The organism is Enterococcus spodopteracolus (assembly GCF_030441955.1).
GTDB classification, from domain to species: domain Bacteria; phylum Bacillota; class Bacilli; order Lactobacillales; family Enterococcaceae; genus Enterococcus_B; species Enterococcus_B spodopteracolus.
The window spans coordinates 402,605-421,131 of the sequence record NZ_JARJHD010000002.1 but is presented as its reverse complement, the minus strand read 5'-3'; the positions used below and the strand labels follow the sequence as shown (position 1 = coordinate 421,131).

15 protein-coding genes and 1 pseudogene are annotated in these 18,527 nt (G+C 39.9%); 7 read left to right on the top strand and 9 right to left on the bottom strand.

Going from position 1 to position 18,527, the window contains the following annotated elements:
• Position 1: 1 nt before the first annotated feature.
• The 5 genes and pseudogenes from P3R27_RS04915 to P3R27_RS04895 form a co-directional block, all read right to left on the bottom strand.
• Complete coding sequence (locus P3R27_RS04915; protein WP_034688283.1) at positions 2–682, bottom strand: ABC transporter ATP-binding protein; 681 nt, start codon at positions 680–682, stop codon at positions 2–4.
• 7 nt (positions 683–689) lie between these two features.
• Complete coding sequence (locus P3R27_RS04910) at positions 690–1,763, bottom strand: ABC transporter permease (protein ID WP_034688285.1); 1,074 nt, start codon at positions 1,761–1,763, stop codon at positions 690–692.
• A gap of 282 nt (positions 1,764–2,045) precedes the next feature.
• Complete coding sequence (locus tag P3R27_RS04905; protein WP_126134088.1) at positions 2,046–3,890, bottom strand: carbohydrate-binding domain-containing protein; 1,845 nt, start codon at positions 3,888–3,890, stop codon at positions 2,046–2,048.
• A gap of 13 nt (positions 3,891–3,903) precedes the next feature.
• Positions 3,904–4,578 carry a DUF4956 domain-containing protein gene (locus tag P3R27_RS04900; protein WP_126134089.1) on the bottom strand — a complete coding sequence of 225 codons (675 nt, stop codon included), beginning with the start codon at positions 4,576–4,578 and terminating at the stop codon, positions 3,904–3,906.
• Positions 4,568–5,292: pseudogene (locus tag P3R27_RS04895) on the bottom strand (polyphosphate polymerase domain-containing protein). The gene P3R27_RS04900 and the pseudogene P3R27_RS04895 overlap by 11 nt, the downstream one beginning before the upstream one ends.
• Positions 5,293–5,433: 141 nt before the next feature.
• On the opposite strand from P3R27_RS04895, the gene P3R27_RS04890 reads away from it, so the two are divergent.
• The 7 genes from P3R27_RS04890 (at position 5,434) to P3R27_RS04860 (ending at position 12,851) form a co-directional block, all read left to right on the top strand.
• Positions 5,434–6,108: a response regulator transcription factor gene (locus tag P3R27_RS04890; protein ID WP_034688291.1), complete on the top strand. Its 675-nt coding sequence runs from the start codon at positions 5,434–5,436 to the stop codon at positions 6,106–6,108.
• 4 nt (positions 6,109–6,112) lie between these two features.
• On the top strand, positions 6,113–7,465 hold the full coding sequence (locus tag P3R27_RS04885) for a sensor histidine kinase (protein ID WP_301399061.1): 1,353 nt from the start codon (positions 6,113–6,115) through the stop codon (positions 7,463–7,465).
• A gap of 205 nt (positions 7,466–7,670) precedes the next feature.
• Entirely contained in the window at positions 7,671–8,669 is a 999-nt protein-coding gene (locus P3R27_RS04880; RefSeq protein WP_023519670.1) for a tyrosine-type recombinase/integrase, read from the top strand.
• Between the two features lie 617 nt (positions 8,670–9,286).
• Positions 9,287–10,816: an AMP-binding protein gene (locus P3R27_RS04875; RefSeq protein WP_034688293.1), complete on the top strand. Its 1,530-nt coding sequence runs from the start codon at positions 9,287–9,289 to the stop codon at positions 10,814–10,816.
• Positions 10,817–10,991: 175 nt separating this feature from the next.
• The gene (locus P3R27_RS04870) at positions 10,992–11,798 is read left to right on the top strand and encodes a bifunctional hydroxymethylpyrimidine kinase/phosphomethylpyrimidine kinase (protein ID WP_034688297.1); all 807 of its coding nucleotides are present in this window, start codon (positions 10,992–10,994) and stop codon (positions 11,796–11,798) included.
• A complete protein-coding gene (locus tag P3R27_RS04865) occupies positions 11,788–12,282 on the top strand; it encodes an ECF transporter S component (protein WP_034688299.1) in 495 nt (164 codons plus the stop codon). The genes P3R27_RS04870 and P3R27_RS04865 overlap by 11 nt, the downstream gene beginning before the upstream one ends.
• A 20-nt stretch (positions 12,283–12,302) precedes the next feature.
• Positions 12,303–12,851 carry a TIGR01440 family protein gene (locus tag P3R27_RS04860; protein ID WP_034688301.1) on the top strand — a complete coding sequence of 183 codons (549 nt, stop codon included), beginning with the start codon at positions 12,303–12,305 and terminating at the stop codon, positions 12,849–12,851.
• A gap of 64 nt (positions 12,852–12,915) precedes the next feature.
• On the opposite strand, the gene P3R27_RS04855 is transcribed toward P3R27_RS04860, so the two are convergent.
• The 4 genes from P3R27_RS04855 to P3R27_RS04840 all read right to left on the bottom strand — a co-directional run bounded on the left by P3R27_RS04855 (position 12,916) and on the right by P3R27_RS04840 (position 18,473).
• Complete coding sequence (locus tag P3R27_RS04855; protein WP_034688303.1) at positions 12,916–14,556, bottom strand: glycoside hydrolase family 13 protein; 1,641 nt, start codon at positions 14,554–14,556, stop codon at positions 12,916–12,918.
• Positions 14,557–14,736: 180 nt separating this feature from the next.
• A complete protein-coding gene (locus P3R27_RS04850; RefSeq protein WP_301356733.1) occupies positions 14,737–16,968 on the bottom strand; it encodes an AAA family ATPase in 2,232 nt (743 codons plus the stop codon).
• Positions 16,969–16,989: 21 nt separating this feature from the next.
• Entirely contained in the window at positions 16,990–17,469 is a 480-nt protein-coding gene (locus tag P3R27_RS04845; RefSeq protein ID WP_010735448.1) for a DUF6530 family protein, read from the bottom strand.
• A 155-nt stretch (positions 17,470–17,624) separates the two neighbouring features.
• Positions 17,625–18,473 carry a DegV family protein gene (locus tag P3R27_RS04840; protein ID WP_034688308.1) on the bottom strand — a complete coding sequence of 283 codons (849 nt, stop codon included), beginning with the start codon at positions 18,471–18,473 and terminating at the stop codon, positions 17,625–17,627.
• Between the last annotated feature and the right edge of the window lie 54 nt (positions 18,474–18,527).

Sequence of the window (18,527 nt, the reverse complement as noted above, 5' to 3'; positions counted from 1 at the left end):
CTTAAGCTTTAGCTTGTTCTTTTAAATAGCCGTCTTCCATGCGATAGATGCGGTCGCTCCACTGGATCATCCGAGAATCATGCGTGACCATGACAGTCGCTTTTTGCTTCTCATGGGCTTCCTTGACTAACAATTTGACAACTTCATAGGCATGATCGGTATCTAAGCTTGCTGTGGGTTCATCCGCTAAAATCAAGCTTGGGTCATTGAATAAAGCCCTTGCGATCGCTACTCGTTGTCTTTCTCCGCCAGATAAATCTTTTGGATAACTTTCTTTTAACTCATAGATGTCCAATGATTTTAGCAATTCGTCGATTCGCTCATCCCCTGCTTTTTTCTTAGCGACACGGTCGACTAAGTAAAACTGTTCTTTGACTTTTAGGAATGGGATCAAATTTGAACTTTGTAAAATGAAGCCAATTTCTTTAAAACGTAAGTCTGCTCGTTTTTTTTCATTTAATTCGGAAAACGAATGACCGTTAATGTGGATTTCACCTGAACTAGGTGTTTGGAGTCCACCTGAGATGGTTAAAAATGTACTTTTCCCTGAACCAGAAGGGCCGATGATGCTGACAAATTCTCCTTGTTTCACTGAAAAATTGATTTCTTTTAGTGCAGTCACTTCTGTTCGGCCGTTGCCGAATTTTTTGACGATATTTTTCATTGTCAATATTTCTTTCATTTTTCTATTACCCTCCTATCGCAATAACTGGATCAACTTTAGCGACTGTTCGAATGGAGAATAGCCCACCGATCATTGCTACGAGTATCAATATTCCACTATATAAAAGCCACTGAGGCCACATGATCGCGAAAGGCATGGCAGCCGGTAAGATCAAACTAGTCAAGAAAGCAAGCCCTACTGCGAATGCTACACCAACCACTCCTACGATGAATGCTTGTGCTAGCAAGGAACGGGCGATAAATGAATTTCTGATCCCTTGCGCTTTCATCACACCGAAAATCGCTGTTTTTTGTAAGGTAATCACATACATAAAGATGCCTACAACTGCTGCAACAACGACAAACAAGAAATAAATCATCGCATTCAATGTCATGTTTTGTGCAGAATAACCTGGTAGACTTTGAATAAAGTCTTCAATCGATAATTTTTGTAATGTTTTTGAAGCCCCATCCGATTGAATAGTGGCAGCCTGTTTCGTGACAATGGCATTGATCGGCTTCTTCTCATCAGAAGCAAAAGGCTGGTCGCCAAATTTCAACTGTGTCCATGTATCAAGATCTGTATAAGCGACCGGACTAACCGTGTAATACGTTTCAGGGAAGATACCAACGATTGTTAGTTCTTCATCATAGCTACCGATTTTGATTTTTTCGCCAATCGAAAAACCTAGATCTGCCATATTTTTGGAAATAATGATTTCATTTTTTTGTTTGAACATCTCGCCTTCTAATAAATCAGGCAATAAGAACGCATCGCTTGTCGTCCCGAATACAGAGATATTCTCCTTTTCTTCTGCTTTGACTGCTCCACTGAATAAGCCAATAGGCGCTTTGTCTTTTGCGTCTACTTGATCCAGATCTTCTCTCGTCAATTGAGAGGCAGCAAAGACTTTATTGGCATCTTCTGATAACACGATTTCTTGTGCTTTCCAGTCAACAATTGCTTTTTTGAACTCTTCGGAGAGTCCACTTGCTAAACCAGTTAACATAAACACAACATAAGCGATCAGGAACATGATCCCAATAATCAGCCCATAACGTAGTTTGGCATAGCGCATTTCTTTTATCGCTAAAAACATTTTTTTGTTTCCTCCGTTTCGATTTCTCTCTAAGTGACAAATTGTCACTGGGTAAAAGTATAGCGCTTATGCATCCAATAAGTCAATTGCTTCGTCTGATACATTCGTTCATAATATTAGTATTTTTAAGAAAAAAACAAACCAGATAGCCATATTCTAAGTAACACTGGCGTTTGCGATCTTTTACGGAAGTAGTGACGAACAAAAAAATGATCCCCAAAATGGCGTTTGTTCGCACGCTATTCTTGGGATCGCTATCCTTCGTTCTCTTCGATGATGGAACTAAAAATCTTCTGGTCCCGTTTGACCAAAGGAAACTTCTTCCCCAGATTGAGAAATTGTCATTGACGTATCTGTGAAGCTGAACGTGCCTAAATCTTCTGCATCACTGATTGATAGGTGTTCACTAAAGCCATTAGTAAGTTCAGCTTGAGTCGTGCCACCGGTAGCAATCGTATACGTTTCTCCAACTGCAAGCTGTGGTGACGAGACTACGATTGTTTGATAATTTTTAGCAGGTTGATACGCAATTACTGCTTCCCCTGCGGTTGTTTGCAAACTCATGAGTGTATCTGCTTGCTGAACAGTGTCATAGCTGATCGCTACTGTTGCTTGAGTAGAACTATCACTGACTGTTTGCGCCATTCCACTTGAGCCAGCCGCGGCAAATGTTCCACCTGTTAGAGTAAATGTCCCACCATAGTCCAATGCACCATTACCACCATTTACGGGGCCGTTGATCAGCATTGTACCACCGGACATTTGAATGTTCCCGTTGCTATCTAACCCGTCGCCTTCTGAATCAACATAGATCGTCCCACCATTGATCGTGACTTCTTTGCTCTCATCCGCCTCATCCGGTGGACCACCAAAGCTGTCAGCGCCAAACTGTCCAGTCGTCGTTTCTGTGTCACTGCCACCGCCAGCATTGATTCCGTCATCACTAGCAGTGACATGTATCTCTCCGTCATTGAAGAGGATGACTGCTGATTCAATTCCTTCATAGGATTGCTGGATGTCAATTGTGCCGCCATTGAAGGTCAACTCATTGTCTGTATGAATCCCATCATCTCCAGAGTTTAATGTGAGTGTCCCGCCTGTTATTTCCGCACTGTTATTGGTATGGATACTATCATCGGCACTATTGATGGTATGGTTTCCGCTACTGATCAACACATTATTCCCGGCTTTTATGCCTTTGTAACTTTCATTTGTATCTAAGTTCGTGCTATCAGCTCCGTCTGCCGTCTGGATCGTGATTTCTGCTCCTTGGCTACGGATGGATGTTTCTGCTTGGATACCGTCTCTTCCACTGTTTATATTGATAGTCCCGCCGTCGATTGCCACCGCACCTTTTGTTTCATCCTCTGTCCCATTTGCTTGGATGCCATCTCCTTCTTCGGTAGTGATCTGATAGCTCCCGCCCATGATCGATACCGCATCTTTTCCTTTCAATCCGTTATTTTTTGCATGGATCGTATAGGTTCCAGAGATCAAGACTAAGTCATCTTTGCTACGAATCCCGTTGTTATAATTACCATCGACAGTCAATACGCCAGTGCCATTGATCGTCAAATCTTCTTTGCTGTACAATGTGGCATCTGGCTCAGTTTCGTTTTCAGCTAGTGGATATGTCTCACTATCAGATAAGTGATTTTCAGTATTGTCTGCTAAAGTCACTATCGCTTTTTCTGTTTGTTGGATATCAACAGCCGGCCCGTTAGAGTTGGTGATCGTTACACCGTTGAAAATCAGGTGGACTTTTTCTTCTTTCGGCAAGTTCACGATCAATTGCCCATCAGTCAATGTTCCGCTGAGAACATAAGTCCCTCCTTGCGTGATCGTTACTTGTTTATCAGAAACTTCGGCACCTTCTCCTGTCACTTCTGACTCCTCCCCTAATTGGATGTCGACAACGGAACTTTCCTCATAGCTAGTTGTTAGATCTTCTGTCTCATAATTACCGAACGTCGTTTCTGATTCCGTGGATGTCTTATCTGTCGAGAGATCTGTCACTGTACTTGTATCTGTTTCCTCTGTGCTAGTTTTACCCGAAGAAGCTGAGTTTGCTGAGGAACAGGCTGTTAATAAGAGGCTGGTAGCGATTAATGAATAGAATTTTTTCATGCGAGTTCCTCCTTTATAATTCATCACGATTCGTGGCTACTTTACCGAGTACGACTGGTAAATTACCATTGCGAACACGTATTTGATCAATGATTTCTTTTTCCTGCTGTTGATTTTGCAAGAGAAGAATATAGCGTAACTCGTACAAGCTCCCCATTGTCGTTGTTCGCACAGAACTGAGATGATGCGTATACGTATACTTCTCAAAAATATCGGTAAACAGTTCAGGGTAGTCTAAATCTTCTGGAATCGTTACCTTCAATTCTCGCTCAGCTACATTATTCTGATTGCCAAAAGATGAAAGATAAAGCAGTAGTAAAAAGAGCGCGACGATAACTGAGAATATCACCACGTATGCAACGTAGCCCATCCCTGTAGCAATCCCGATGCCCATCGACCAAAAAATACTAGTGATTTCTCTTGAACCACCGGCAACCGAACGAAAGCGAATCAGACTGAAGGCACCGACGACCGCCAAGCCTGTTCCAAGATTGCCATTGACCAACATGATGACTGATTGAACCAGTATCGGCAAAACAGCGACGGTAACAACAAAACTTTTCGTATAGACGTTACGTTGCATATGGATAATTGCAACTAATAACCCTAAAACTAATGAAGTGGCGATACAAATCAATAATTCTTTAGGTTGAATGGTTGTCCCTGATTCGATTAAACTAGATAGCATGATTCTTTCTCTCCTTTGTCTGAATGAATAAATGTCGCTGATACGTTTCTGCGTATTTTGAAAAGCTCCCTTTTCTTAGCTGATAATCGTTCAACAGCTCCACAAACCACAAGGGATACGCCCCTAGCGCTTTCACTTCCATCAATATGCCAATCTCAGGAGCAACCAAAGTCTCTTTCCCTGTGATTGATAGATCCAAATTGGTACTGCGAAAACGGATGTTCTGATCAAACGTCACACGAAAATCTGTATCTGATGTGCCAAATAGCGACATTCGTTCATAAATAATCATTGTTTTAGGCGAAAAATCTGGATTTCTTTTGAACAACCAATTCACTTCCTGTGGGATTTGTTCGTCTTCATTCTTGAGAAAATATTTTTGATCAAGCCATTGCAGATACTCAGCATAAGTGAGTGGCATTCTTCTTTTATAGACGATTCCGTTGACCTTCTTTTTGATTTCTAGAAAGACCATCGATGTCTTCTGCGGTATGTCATAGCTTCTTACTCTGAATTTTTCTTTGTATTTTGGTTTCGTCATAGAATTGGTAATGAAGCGATCGTCAGGTGTATCAAAATACAAGGATAAAATAGTATGCAGCCCGTATTCGTCGATCTGCATCTGTTTTTTCAGGTCTTTAAAAAAAAATGGAACTGTGCCGTTGGGATCAGATATTTTGTTTCTTTGCGTTGGAATACATTTTTTAATTTCATTTTCTTCCTCCTGTCGTATCAAGTGATGTCACCTAGCATACAAAGGTTAACTTAAATGGAACTTAATCCGAAATTTAAGTTTTGTTTATGCTTATCATGGTAAAATCAACTTATATGGTGAAAACAATAGAGGTGGAATGTATGATTAAATTATTAGTGGTCGAAGATGATCATGTATTGTCAGATAATATCAAAGAGATCATTTCTGAAATCGGTGAAGTGAGCCAAGTCTATGACGGCAGCGAAGGCTTATATGAATTGGAATCTGGTGTTTATGATCTAGCAGTTCTTGATTTGATGATCCCTGAAATTAATGGATATGAAATATTAGCGCATCTTCGGAAAAAGAACATCTTGACCCCTGTGCTGATCTTGACAGCTAAAGATGGCTTAGAAGACAAAATTGAAGGTTTTGAACGTGGTGCCGATGACTATTTGACCAAACCATTTTATCGTGAAGAATTACTGATGCGGATCAAAGCATTATTGAAACGTTCACTCGGACTCTTCAGTGAACATATATTGGAGTATCAGGGAATCATCTGTGACTTACAACAAAATACCGTCGAACACAAGAAACAACTACTTCTTATCCAAGGGAAAGAATTTGAGTTGCTTGTTTATTTCTTGCAAAATAAAGGGATCATCTTGACGAAAGAGCAGATTTTCGACCGTATCTGGGGCTTTGATTCTGACACGACGATCACTGTCGTAGAAGTCTATATGAGCAATCTTAGAAAACATCTTCGAGTGAACGGCTTGGATAAAGAAATCAAAACATTGCGTAATGTCGGCTATATCTTACAGGGAGAGTGAGGCGATGACAGACAGTATTTTCAATCAACAACGTACAAAACTTTTTGCAGCCAATGTGACCGCCTTTGCCTTGATTTTTCTTTTGCTTGGAGGAATCATTCTACAATTATTGAATCAGTCAGCCTATCGTGAGACCGACCTGATGTTGAAGAATGTCTCAATGAACTCCCATATGGTGCAACTAGAAATCGAACGTTATCAAAAGGGAGACCCTTTTTTCAACGCCCAGATCCCCCCCCGTCAAACAGAGTCACTACTTGAAGGAGATCGTTTCAATACTCAAGTGATCTTGTGGTCGGCATCAGGTGAAGTATTGAATAAAGAAACCATTGGTGGTCGTTTTAATCAAATCGAAGGGATCAAGTTGGATACGAGTCAGTTAGATACGATCCAAAATATTGAACTGGTGCAAGCTGACCAAGGAACGCCCCTTTATTTTCGATCGATTACTAAAAAAGCAACAAACCAAGGAGCAGTTGCCTACGTCCAAGTGTTAGAAAATACCAATCAAATCAACTCCTCTCTTCGAACATTCCAAATGATTTTGATTCTTTGTATGATCGTCTTTTGGTTAGGTTCCATTGGTGTCAGCTATTATTTGTCTAAGCTCAACATGCGTCCGATCTTAGCATCATGGCGCCGACAAAGAGAATTTGTGGAAAATGCTTCCCATGAATTGCGAACACCTCTAACAATTATCCAAAACAGTTTGGAACATCTATTCACTAAACCAAACCATACGATCATCGAAGAATCTGAAAGTATTGCGCAAGCATTGTCTGAAACAAGACGTCTGACTGGCTTGACTTCTGATTTATTGACCTTAGCACGAAGCGATTCGAGTCAAGATACGCTCGCAAAGCAAGAACTACAAACAAAGGGATTTATCACTGAATTGATTAAACCTTTCCAAGAGATGGCAACGATTGATCAAAAAGGATTTTTAGTCGATAACCAAGCAGACATGAGCGTTTTAGCTGATCCGAAAAAAATCCATCAAGTATTAGTCATTTTGCTAGATAACGCACTCAAATACACGAGTGAACACGACGAGATCATTGTCACATCAGCTAGCACCAATAAAGATTGGGTGATCCATGTCAAAAATACAGGTCCTGCAATCAGTGACGAAGATAAAAACCGGATTTTTGATCGCTTTTACCGTGAAGACCAAGCTCGTTCAAAGGAAACGGGTGGCTATGGACTCGGCTTAGCAATCGCAAAACAATTGATCGAGCAACACAAGGGACAATTGACTGTGTCAGATCACCTGCCAGTGGGTGTGGATTTCAAGATCCAGTTACCCATCAAATCATCATTTAGTGACACGCGAAAAGACACTTTGAACCATAGCTGATGCTACGTCAGAGTGTCTTTTTTATTGATTTAGTTTTTAGTATTCAGTGAATGATTGTAGTAAAATAAGACGAGGATCACAAGTAACAGTTGCCCTTCATCGCTCCCCTATCAGACTAATACATTTGGGTAGGCAGAAGCAATCTTTCCAGAAATACACTAGTTCCTGTTCCCATGACTTTAGATACGAAATGGAGGTTTTTTGCATGGATGTCAAAACAAGAAAACAGATACAAGAAAAGTTGAAACAACGAATGCTCCAGTTACCACCGATCTTCAATGAATTTTTGCAGGCGAACTCAAAAAAATTATCATTAGCCAGTCGCTATGAATATGCAAAAGATTTCCATTTATTTACAGATTACTTACGAAAAACGCATAAACAAGAAATAAATGATCAGTTGATCATCCAATTGGAAAAACAAGTCTATCTTAATTTTTTAAGTGAAGTTTACCTTCACACGCGAGCTTTTCATACAGCTGCTGCACAAGAAACACAACAGCAATTCAAAAATGGTTACTACGGGATCTCTCGTAAGCAATATGCTTTGAATCATTTTCTACGCTTTTTGTATGAAAAAGGCCTTGTTGAAAAAGAGATTTCCTTATTAGGGGATAGTTTACCAGAAACTACCTCTGCCGCTCCCCGTTACATCGACGCTTCTTTATTAAGTAATTTTGACTCGCTTTTCGTTCCTGAAAAAGGTTTTAATTCTCCACGGGAAGCACTTTTTGAACAAAAAAATCGTGCAAGAAATCTGGCAATCGTGGCTGTTCTCCTCTATTGTGGCTTGAAAATCCATGAAGTCGTTGAATTAAAATGGAAAAATATTGATATGAAGAAACAGATTCTAGTTGTAGATCGGAAAGCGAATCGTTTGGAGCGAGTACCTATTCCAAATGAAGCCCTTCCGATACTTGCGAATTATGCCAACCAACATAAAAATGGTGCATCTGGAGAATCCTATGTTTTCCGCTCTTCACACGATGAACAAATCTCGCCTCGCACGATTCGCCAAATCCTTGATCGGATCACGGTGTACAAAAACGTTTCACCGGAATTGTGTCGGAAAACTTTCCGTTACTATACTGAATTATACTTAGGCGACAAAGATGCAGTGAATTATCTCTGTGGCAATCGCTATGTACGTCCACACTCATTTGAAGAAATCTACGAGAAAATGCGTGACTTCTCCTATCGTTGAATCGTTCAATGATCTATGAAATCATCGCATAGAAAGTTCGCTACATCGCTCTGTTTCTTCACTTTCTATGCGATCTATTTCTTGTTAAAGAATTTATTAACTGACAAGTATCCTCACTTAAATTTTTTAAAAACGATCAAGTTGCTTTTGTCTTCTTTCTTGAAATAAGGTTATCGTAACTGTTCATTTTACATTGACTGATTCTTGCTTAGCATTTTGATCAGAATTTTTATTGCGCTTATTCTCAAATGTACCGACTGCTTTACGATGCTCTTCGATTTACATTTTTTCATTCCTTTTCAATACAGCTGATTAATTCAAATAGTATATCTATTATTTTCGTTTATCTTATTAAAAAAGTAACTGATTATAAGTACAGTTTTTTGAAAAAAAATGATTGATAAATCCTTTATAAAAAGCGAGTGGTCAAGCATTTTCTCAAAAAAAAAAACCTTACGTCACCTCATGTGGATATTGCACATTTTTCATCCAATGTGCCCTCTCAATCCAAAAGATAACTTTACATTTAGGTTTTTCTGTTATTTAGATTGTGGATATGCTATCATATTTTAAGACTTTGTACATTTATTAACAAATTTATTTATGGAGCGTGAAAGATGGAAACAATCGACTATACCCCACTTAATCTTTATACGAATTTTCAAGAAGCTGCTGAACGCACACCTGATGTCCCAATGATTTTTGATCAGACATTAGTGGCTTTTCCGGAGCTTGGTTTTAAAAGCACTTACAGCGAATGTCATGAATTAGTAGTAACACGTGCCTATCAACTGGCTAGTTTAGGTGTGACACTTGGTGACAAGATCATGATCTACAAAAGCTCTGCTTTTGATACCTACTTGATGGCCGTTGCTGCCTCTTATCTAGGTGCAATTCCTGTCATGCCTTCCTACCATTTACCAACAAGTACTTTAGAAGTATTTGTTGATCGTTTGGAAGATCCTTTTATCTTATTTGACGAAGTTACAAGTGAACGCGTTACAGGCATCACTAACGGCACGAAGAGCAAACAATTGGCTGTCGCTGATTTGCTCAAACAACCCGCAACTCCTGTGGCACAAAAGAAATTAGATAATGATGAAATCTCTTATATGACTCACACTTCAGGCACGACCGGCATTCCTAAATTGATTTGCCACTCTGCACATTCAATGGGCTGGCGGACAAAGTGGCAAAAAACGGTATTTACTAAGATCACCGAGAAGAAATTAGTCGCTTTTCATATTTCACCGGTTCATTCACGATTCAACATCGGCATCTCTTCTCTTATGGCAATGGGCTTTCCGATGATGCCAATCGCAGATCCTCAAGGTGAACATGTGGTAAAACTGTTATTAGAGAATCCGCCAATTGCTTTAGAGACACATCCAAATAACTTTGTTCAGTGGAGTTTCACTGCTAGAGAGCATCCAGAAGCTTTTTCAGGTATTCGCTACTACCACTCTACATTTGATGCCATCAACAATCAGACAATGGAAGTATTCCTTCAAACGTCAGCAACAAAAGAAGCAATCTTTTTGCAAGTCTACGGACAAAGTGAATGTGGACCGATGATTTTGAAAGCTCATACGTTGGAGAGCTTAAAAACAAGTGACGCACGTGATATGGGTGTCGGGTTAGGTGACTTGACCAAAGCAAGGATCACTGATGAAGAAGGCAATGAACTACCGGCGAACACAGATGGTCACATCCACTTGTTATCAAAAGGCCGTGCATTGACTTATTATAAAGAAGATGCTCGATTTCAAGAAAATGTGTATGGTGTTTGGTGGGATAGCGGCGATTATGGTTGTATCGATGAAAATGGCCATCTACATCTGAAAGATCGTCAAGTTGACTTGATCGATACGATCAATAGTACATTAGCGATCGAAGATTATTTGTTGGATTCATTGGAATTTTTAGCTGAAGTCGTCATCGTTCGTGATAAAGATAATTCACCACAACCAATCATTGCTTTAGCGCCGAATCAAGAGATGGATTGGGATCGTTGGTGGAACCAAGTCCATGAATTGCCACGTTTGAACACACCGATCATTCGTGCTTACGAAGATATTCCAAGAACAGCAACCATGAAAGTCCAACGGTTACAAATTGAAAAGGAATTTAAAGAAGCAAATCAATAATTATCTCCTCCAATAGTCCAGACAAGTACTTTTCCTGTAGTTAGGAAAGTGCTTGTTTTTTTGTATATAGATTTCTTTTCTTTTTTCTATATAAAGTGGCTGACTTGATAATCTGCCAATTGGCTGTTTTTCTTTTTATTCGAACAAGGTATACTCTTTTTGTGGAGGGATAAAAGTGAAAAAAATAGTAACGATTGGAGGATCTGATCCGTTTGCTGGTGGCGGCATACAGTCCGATTTAAAGACATTTGAAAACCATCATATTTTTGGGATGAGTGCATTGACCTGTATCGGAATGCTTGACTCAGATGGTTCGTTTATATTAGAGACGATCCCGCCTGAATGGTTAGCCAAGCAGCTAGATTCGATTCGACGTATGACAGATTTAGATGGCATAAAAATTGGCTTATTACATTCATTGGAAGCCATTGACGTTGTGAAGGATTTCCTTACATATTTTGAGGATGTTCCCATTGTGATCGATCCTGTGTTTGCCTTTAAGGAAACAGCAAATACCTTGAATCAAGCTTATATGCAAAAAATGATACAGGAGTTATTTCCTTTTGCGGATGTATTGACCCCGAATTTGAAAGAAGCTTCCCTGCTTTATGGCCAACCCGTTCAAACTTTTCTCCAAATGACCGATTGTGCAAAATATATCCATTCACTAGGTGCTAGGAACGTAGTGATCAAAGGTGGTACTGGGATTATCGGTAACAAAGCATTGGATGTTTTATTCAACGGAAATGAAACAATCTCATTTAGACGGGAAAAGTTAGACGAACAGACTGTCAACGGTGCAGGATGTACATTTGCTTCCGCGATTGCCGCAAATCTGGTCTTAGATTATCCTTTGGCGGATGCTGTTGCCCGGAGTAAGGCTTTTGTTTATGACTGTATCTTGAACGGTGTCATGATGAATGATCAAACAGGAAGTGTTTGGTCAAAAGGAAAAGGAGTGGAAATAACGAATGAATACTAAAAAAATTGCGATTTATGCCATGTTGACGGCTTTAACTGTGGGGGTTTCTTTGGTCATCTTGATTCCAATACCTGGAACCAACGGATTTGTCACCTTATGTGAAGTTGGCATTTATACGGCAGCTGCTCTGTTTGGGCCGATGGGTGGATTGATTGTTGGTGCAGGAAGTGGTTTGTTTATTGATTTATTATCCGGCTATCCCCAATGGGCGATTTTCTCTTTATTGATCCATGGCTTACAAGGACTGGTTGCTGGCTATTTTGCGGGTAAAGGTTCTGTGCGTTGGGGCTTTGGTTTATCACTTGGAACGATCATCATGGTTGCTGGCTACTTCTTTGCCAGTTGGCTGCTTTATGACTGGCCAGTCGGTATCGCATCGCTACCAAGTAATTTGCTCCAAAACATTGTCGGTATCGTGGTGGCAATCCCACTTACAAAGGCATTGATGCGTTTACCTCTGCAACAATCAACGGTAAAAAAATAAGTAAAAAGGATGAATTGAAAATGGAAGTATCAAAAGACAGTTTCAAACAGCAATTATCTGAAATGGTTTCGGACGTTCTCAATGAAGCCAATCTTAAAGCGGGCGATCTATTCGTTGTAGGATGCAGTACCAGTGAAATTGTTGGTGGACATATTGGTAAAAACTCAAATGCAGAAATCGGGCAATGGGTCATCGAAACATTGAAAGAACGATTAGATCCTCTTGACATTTCGTTAGCAGTCCAAGGTTGTGAACACCTTAATCGAGCATTAGTCGTCGAACGTCCAGTAGCCGAAAAGAAACAATTGGAGATCGTCTCTGTCATTCCGGCACTTCATGCAGGAGGTGCCTGCTCAGTTGCAGCATTTGAACAATTCAGCGATCCTGTCGAAGTGGAACATGTCGTTGCTCAAGCAGGAATCGACATCGGGGATACTGCGATCGGGATGCACATCAAACATGTTCAAGTGCCTGTACGTCCTCGTTCTAACACATTAGGTCATGCGCATGTCACTGCTTTACGGTCTCGTCCTAAATACATTGGGGGACCTCGCGCGCAATACGAATAAGAAAAAACTACGAACGAATAAGAGAGTTGTTCCCTTTCTTATGTTCGTAGTTTTTTCATGTCAGCTAAATTTTTCGATAAAGACGCGCTTCATAAGGGGCAAATGTACTACTTGATTGAAATTCTTGACCGGATTGGTTTTCCAATAATACTTCCCAATTTGTTTCGATTTCCGTTGGTAAGGTATAAGTCGCTGCTTCATCAGTCAAGTTGACGATGATCAGATAACGTTCTTCATCTAGGACTCGTTCGTATACAAAGAGCTGTTTATTTTCAGGTAGATATTCGTTGAAACTACCATAAACCAACCCTTTGTTTTCTCGACGCAGGATAATCATCTTTTTGTAAAAAGATAAAATCGATTCGGGATCATTCGTTTGATCAGCGACATTGATCATTTGATAATTCGGATTGACGAGCAACCAAGGGGCAACCTCAGAAAAACCAGCATACGAATGATCATCCCATTGCATCGGGGTACGACTGTTATCTCTTGTGGTATTGGCTACGATATCCAATGCTTCTTCTTCAGAACGTCCTTCATCAAGCAATTGTTGATAGAGTCTTTTTGAATCTACTGCATCGATCTCATCAATAGAAGAAAATGGTAGATTTGTCATACCGATTTCTTGTCCTTGATAAATAAATGGCGTACCTTGCAAAAAGAAATACATCATGGCGATTGCTTTTGCAGACACTTGCCAATACTTAGGAGACGTATCCCCAAAGACAGACACACATCTTGGCACGTCATGGTTTTCCATATAAAGAGCGTTCCAACCTTTGCCATCCAGTGCTCGTTGCCACGCGCTCAATGATTGTTTCAAACTCAATACATCTAGATCCCCGTCTTTTTCATGTTTCCAGATCGAAATATGATCAAACTCAAAGATCATATCAAAATAGCCATTTTCGCCTACCCACTCAGGTCCTTCGTTAGCAGATACACCACTGGCTTCTCCTACCGTCATAATATCATATTCATCAAAGACATTTTTTAATTCTGTCAAATGATCTTCAATACCGGAGACATTTTGAAAAGGAGAAAATGGGTTCTCAGTTGCCTTGACAGAGTATTCATCTTTTTTTACATGAGAAATGGCATCTAAGCGGAATCCGTCGATCCCTTTATCTAACCACCAGCGGATCATCGTGAAGAGTTCAGCCTTTAGCTTATCGCTTTCCCAGTTCAAGTCAGGTTGTTCTTTTGCAAAAATGTGTAAGTAGTATTGACCCGTTTGTTCATCGTATGCCCATGCTGAACCACCAAAGATCGACTGCCATTCATTTGGGGCTTGATCAGGTGTGCCATCGACCCAAATGTAGTAATCGCGGTAAGGATTATCGACCGACTGACGTGATTCAATAAACCATTCATGCTGATCGGAACTATGATTGATGACTAGATCCATGATGATCTTTATCCCCATCTGATGGGCTTCAGCTAATAAAGCATCAAACTCATCCATTGTACCAAATTTCTCAAGAATTGCTTGATAATCGCTGATATCATAACCGTTATCGACAAATGGTGACTGATAAATAGGATTGATCCAAAGAAAGTCGATCCCTAACTCTTTCAAATAGCTAAGTTTTTCGCGAATGCCGTTGATATCACCGATACCGTCGTTGTTACTATCTTTAAAGCTTGCTGGGTAGATTTGATACCCAACCGCTTCCTTCCACCACTTTTCTGACTGCTTCATGCTTATCCCCCTTTTTTCTTTATTATAGCTTAATTTCAAGCGGTTACATATTTGTTACCGTTAACTTTTTTCATGCTTACATCAGTTGGAGTAGTGCTTATAATAAATGAAAGACCTCAAAAAAGCGAACATCAAAGATCATGGGTGACACATCATCTTTGGTATTCGCTTAATATCTATTTATAAATAACGAGAAATCAATTGGATCAATTGTTTGGGAAATGTCGATAAATCGGTAATATCAACGAAGCGACTTGCGCCATAGATTTCTTTGATTTCTTCCTTATCTTGTCCAATTGCCGCAGAAATAAAGATGATACCTTGGCGTTCATATTCGGTCAAGACTTCTTGGATATCTTTTTTTGCTTTAGCGCCTGTATAATCAGGTAACGCTTTTGGTTGGCCATCACTGATGTTGACTATAAGTTTGGTAGTCGCAGGTTGTTCTGTCAGCTTGCCAGCGATTAGACGCAACACTGCACCATCACGATTATTTTGTCTTGGCTTCATAGTCACTAATTTCTGTTCCAACCACTCAAATGAATCTGAAAATTCTTTGTACGAAAAGACAGATGTTTTTTCTCTTGTCGAAACATCTGCTGTATCCCCGTAGATCAATAAAGGAATACGTACTTTTTTGGCAAATGCGGCAATAGCAAATGCAGCTTTTTTTGCAGCTATCATGCGGTCTTCACGAACCATCGAACCAGATTCATCGATTCGCAGAGCCACTGCCAAAGAAGGTTGTTCGTGAGGGGGATTTTTTTTATCAAATTGTCGTAAATCTCCATAAACTACTCGACTAGCATTAAAACGTTGGCCTTCGTATTTCCCTTTTTGATAAGTTTCGCTTTGTTCATTTTCCAAAAGATCAAGGATTTGCCGACTCAATGAATCCACGATCGGATCGATTTCTTGTCGGATAATCGCTACTTCAGGACTTATGATAGCAAACTTAGGGCGATGAACGATCATTCCTTCTTTTTCATGGATCGTCCCTTTCATCAGCTGCCGCGCTTCTTTATTGAGTTCACGCTTGAGTTGCTTATCTAGGGCTTCCATATCTGAAGCTGACATCTCTTGGGATTCATCATCTGATTGCTGTTGACCATGCCCTTCGACTTCTTGACTCCGCTCTTCCGATAAAGGCAATGTGTCAATTGAGGTTTCTTCTTTCGCCGCTGCTTCCTTTGTCTGCTCTTCTTGTAACACTTCCTCTTTTTCTGAGGGGTGTTCAGCAAGTGATGTTGTTTCTTCTGCCAACTGATCGATTTGACGTTCCATCGCTTCTGCTGCGCGAATTGTCCGCCCTTTGATTCGTGAGGATCCGTCTGATAAGTCCCCCCATTTCTTTTGTCGAACCAATTCTCTGAGTTCATCTAAAAGCCCACTATCAGTTAGTGCAGTCGTCAAAATGTGTAATTCATCTGGATCAGTCGTCAGTTTATATAAGACCTTAGGATAGAGCGATACGAAAATGTCTTGATTTTGTTTCATTGTATTAACCCAATAAAAATAAGAACGCATACCTGCTACACCTTTGATGGCATTTGCTTTAACAGTTTCATCTAACAAACGGATCACTTCTGCCATTTTCAACAAAATTATCGGCTCTTTAACTTGTGTCTTGCTGATAGCGCGTTCCACCATGACTGAAAGCTCTGGCAAATCCATTTTCTCAGCATGTTGCATACGATCTCGAAGTGATTCATTCAACGGTCGGTTTCCTTGATAGTTGCGATTCGTTGTAATAATAATGATACAATCAGGGTGGCGTTTGATCACACCAGTAGGTAAGTTCAACAAACCGTTGGTTTCTAAGGCGGAGTTCAGGGCAACAAGAACCGAAGCATCACGTATCACCGTTGGTTCTTGGATTTCTAAAAGATAACCCTTTTCGATCGCGCGAACGATTTCTGACGGATAGTATTTGTAGTGGATCGTACTTTCTTGATTATTTTCGATTCGTTGCACGAGATCGGCTAATTTTTGTTTTGCCGTTTGTTGATCGACGGAGTAATATTGTTCGATCAACGTCAATACCGCAGCTAATGTATCCGTTTGATAAATAGCGGTCAATAACTCCTGATCTTCTTCTTGGTCTGAATCAATGACAGGTAGTAACGCTCCAAAGACATCTGATTTATCCATATCAGCAAAGCATGTTACTTTCGTATAAGGTAACTGCAGATCAAAAGACAAAGCTTTTGCTAATTGCGTTTTCCCGGAACCTGCATCCCCTTCCAATAACACATTGCTGATTTTCATTTCCGGATCTAGCCAGTTTGTTTTGATTTCAGTCGCAATACGTAGCTCTTCAGCACTAGTTTGATGACTTGTCGTTTTTTTCCAGATCATTTGTTTTTCGATCGGCGTAAACGTTCGCTGGTCGGTGAGTGAAAAGTTTTCCATTTTAAACACTTCCTTATAACATTAATACCCTAGATCATCTAATAGACGTTTCAAGATACGAAAACGTTCGCCAAGTAATTCGCCATCTTTTTGTAAAGCATCGTAGTATAACATGATATCTTCATCGATTTTAGGGTTTTTCGTGTCTACTTCCACCGTCATCCGGTTTCCTTGCAAACCGATGATATCAACGACAGGATTTTCAGGGTCGTAAAATTTTTCATGACGGTAAGCATCTTGGAAGTAAACACTTCCTTGCGCGACTAAGATCGCTAAGTCAAGGATACGAGTAATCGGTAATTCTTCCGATTGACGTGACCACTTTTCACCTGTATGACGCCATACTTTTCCTGAGATATCGACTTTGCCTCGATCATTCCACTGAGCTAATCCTAAAGACAGTCCTTTTGCATCTGTATGCAAGGCATTTCTGCCATCAACTTTATCATAATCTTCGACGACGATCACTGGTTTATGTTTCAAATTTGTTGGTATTTCCATCCTTCTCTACTCCTTTTTAGTAATTTAGTGATTTAGTAAATTACTAGATAATTAAAACTAGTATAAAATAATTAAGATAGAAATGCAAAAAAACAGCCCAAGCAAATCATTGCTTAAACTGTTTCTTTTCCTAGTATTTTTGCTTTCTGCCCTATTTATTGTGCAGAGATCGCAATACCGATCGCTTTTTCACCTAAGTGACTACCGATCACTGGACCAAAGTGGCCGATCTCGATTTCTGCCTGTGGGTATTGTTTTTGAAGTTTTGCTTTTTCTTCTTCGGCAACTACTAAATTATTTGCATGGATCACATATAATTTTACTGGTGGTTTAATTTCTTCATTTCGTTTGCCAATGATTTGCTCTGCACGGGCAAAAGCTTTTTTACTTGAACGGATCTTCTCGAATAAGATGATCTTACCTTCTGAAAAAGTCAGGATCGGTTTGATTTTCAATAGTCCCCCGATCAGCGCAGCCCCATTAGTCAAGCGACCACCGCGGACTAAGTTGTTCAAGTCATCAACGATCAAATAGGCGTATGTATTGTCTCTAATTCGATCGATGTGAGCTAAAATGGCTTCAAGTGAATAACCTTTATCATTCAAGTCTAAAGCAGATTCGACCATATGCCCCATTGGCATACTGGTGATTTTCGAATCATAAGGAATAATCGTCATCTCTTTGACGCCGTCTTTCATCGCAAATAATGTATTGACGAATCCAGAAATCCCACTTGATAAGTGTATGCTTAAGATCGTATCATAGCCTTTGGTTTTCAGTTCTTCATATAGTGCCAAAACTTCACCTACAGCAGGTTGGGAAGTTGTTGGAAAATCTTTACTGTTTTTCAATAGTCCGTAATATTCGTCTGCTTCGATGTCAATGCCTTCGTTATAAATTTTTCCATCCAAGATCACAGGAATAGGAATCACATATAAATCAGGATGGTTTTTGATACGTGTTGGCAGGAAAGCTGTACTGTCAGTTACGATTGCTAATTTCATTTATTTAAGTTCCTCGTTTCAAAGAATTTTACCAGTCCTTAATACTATATCATA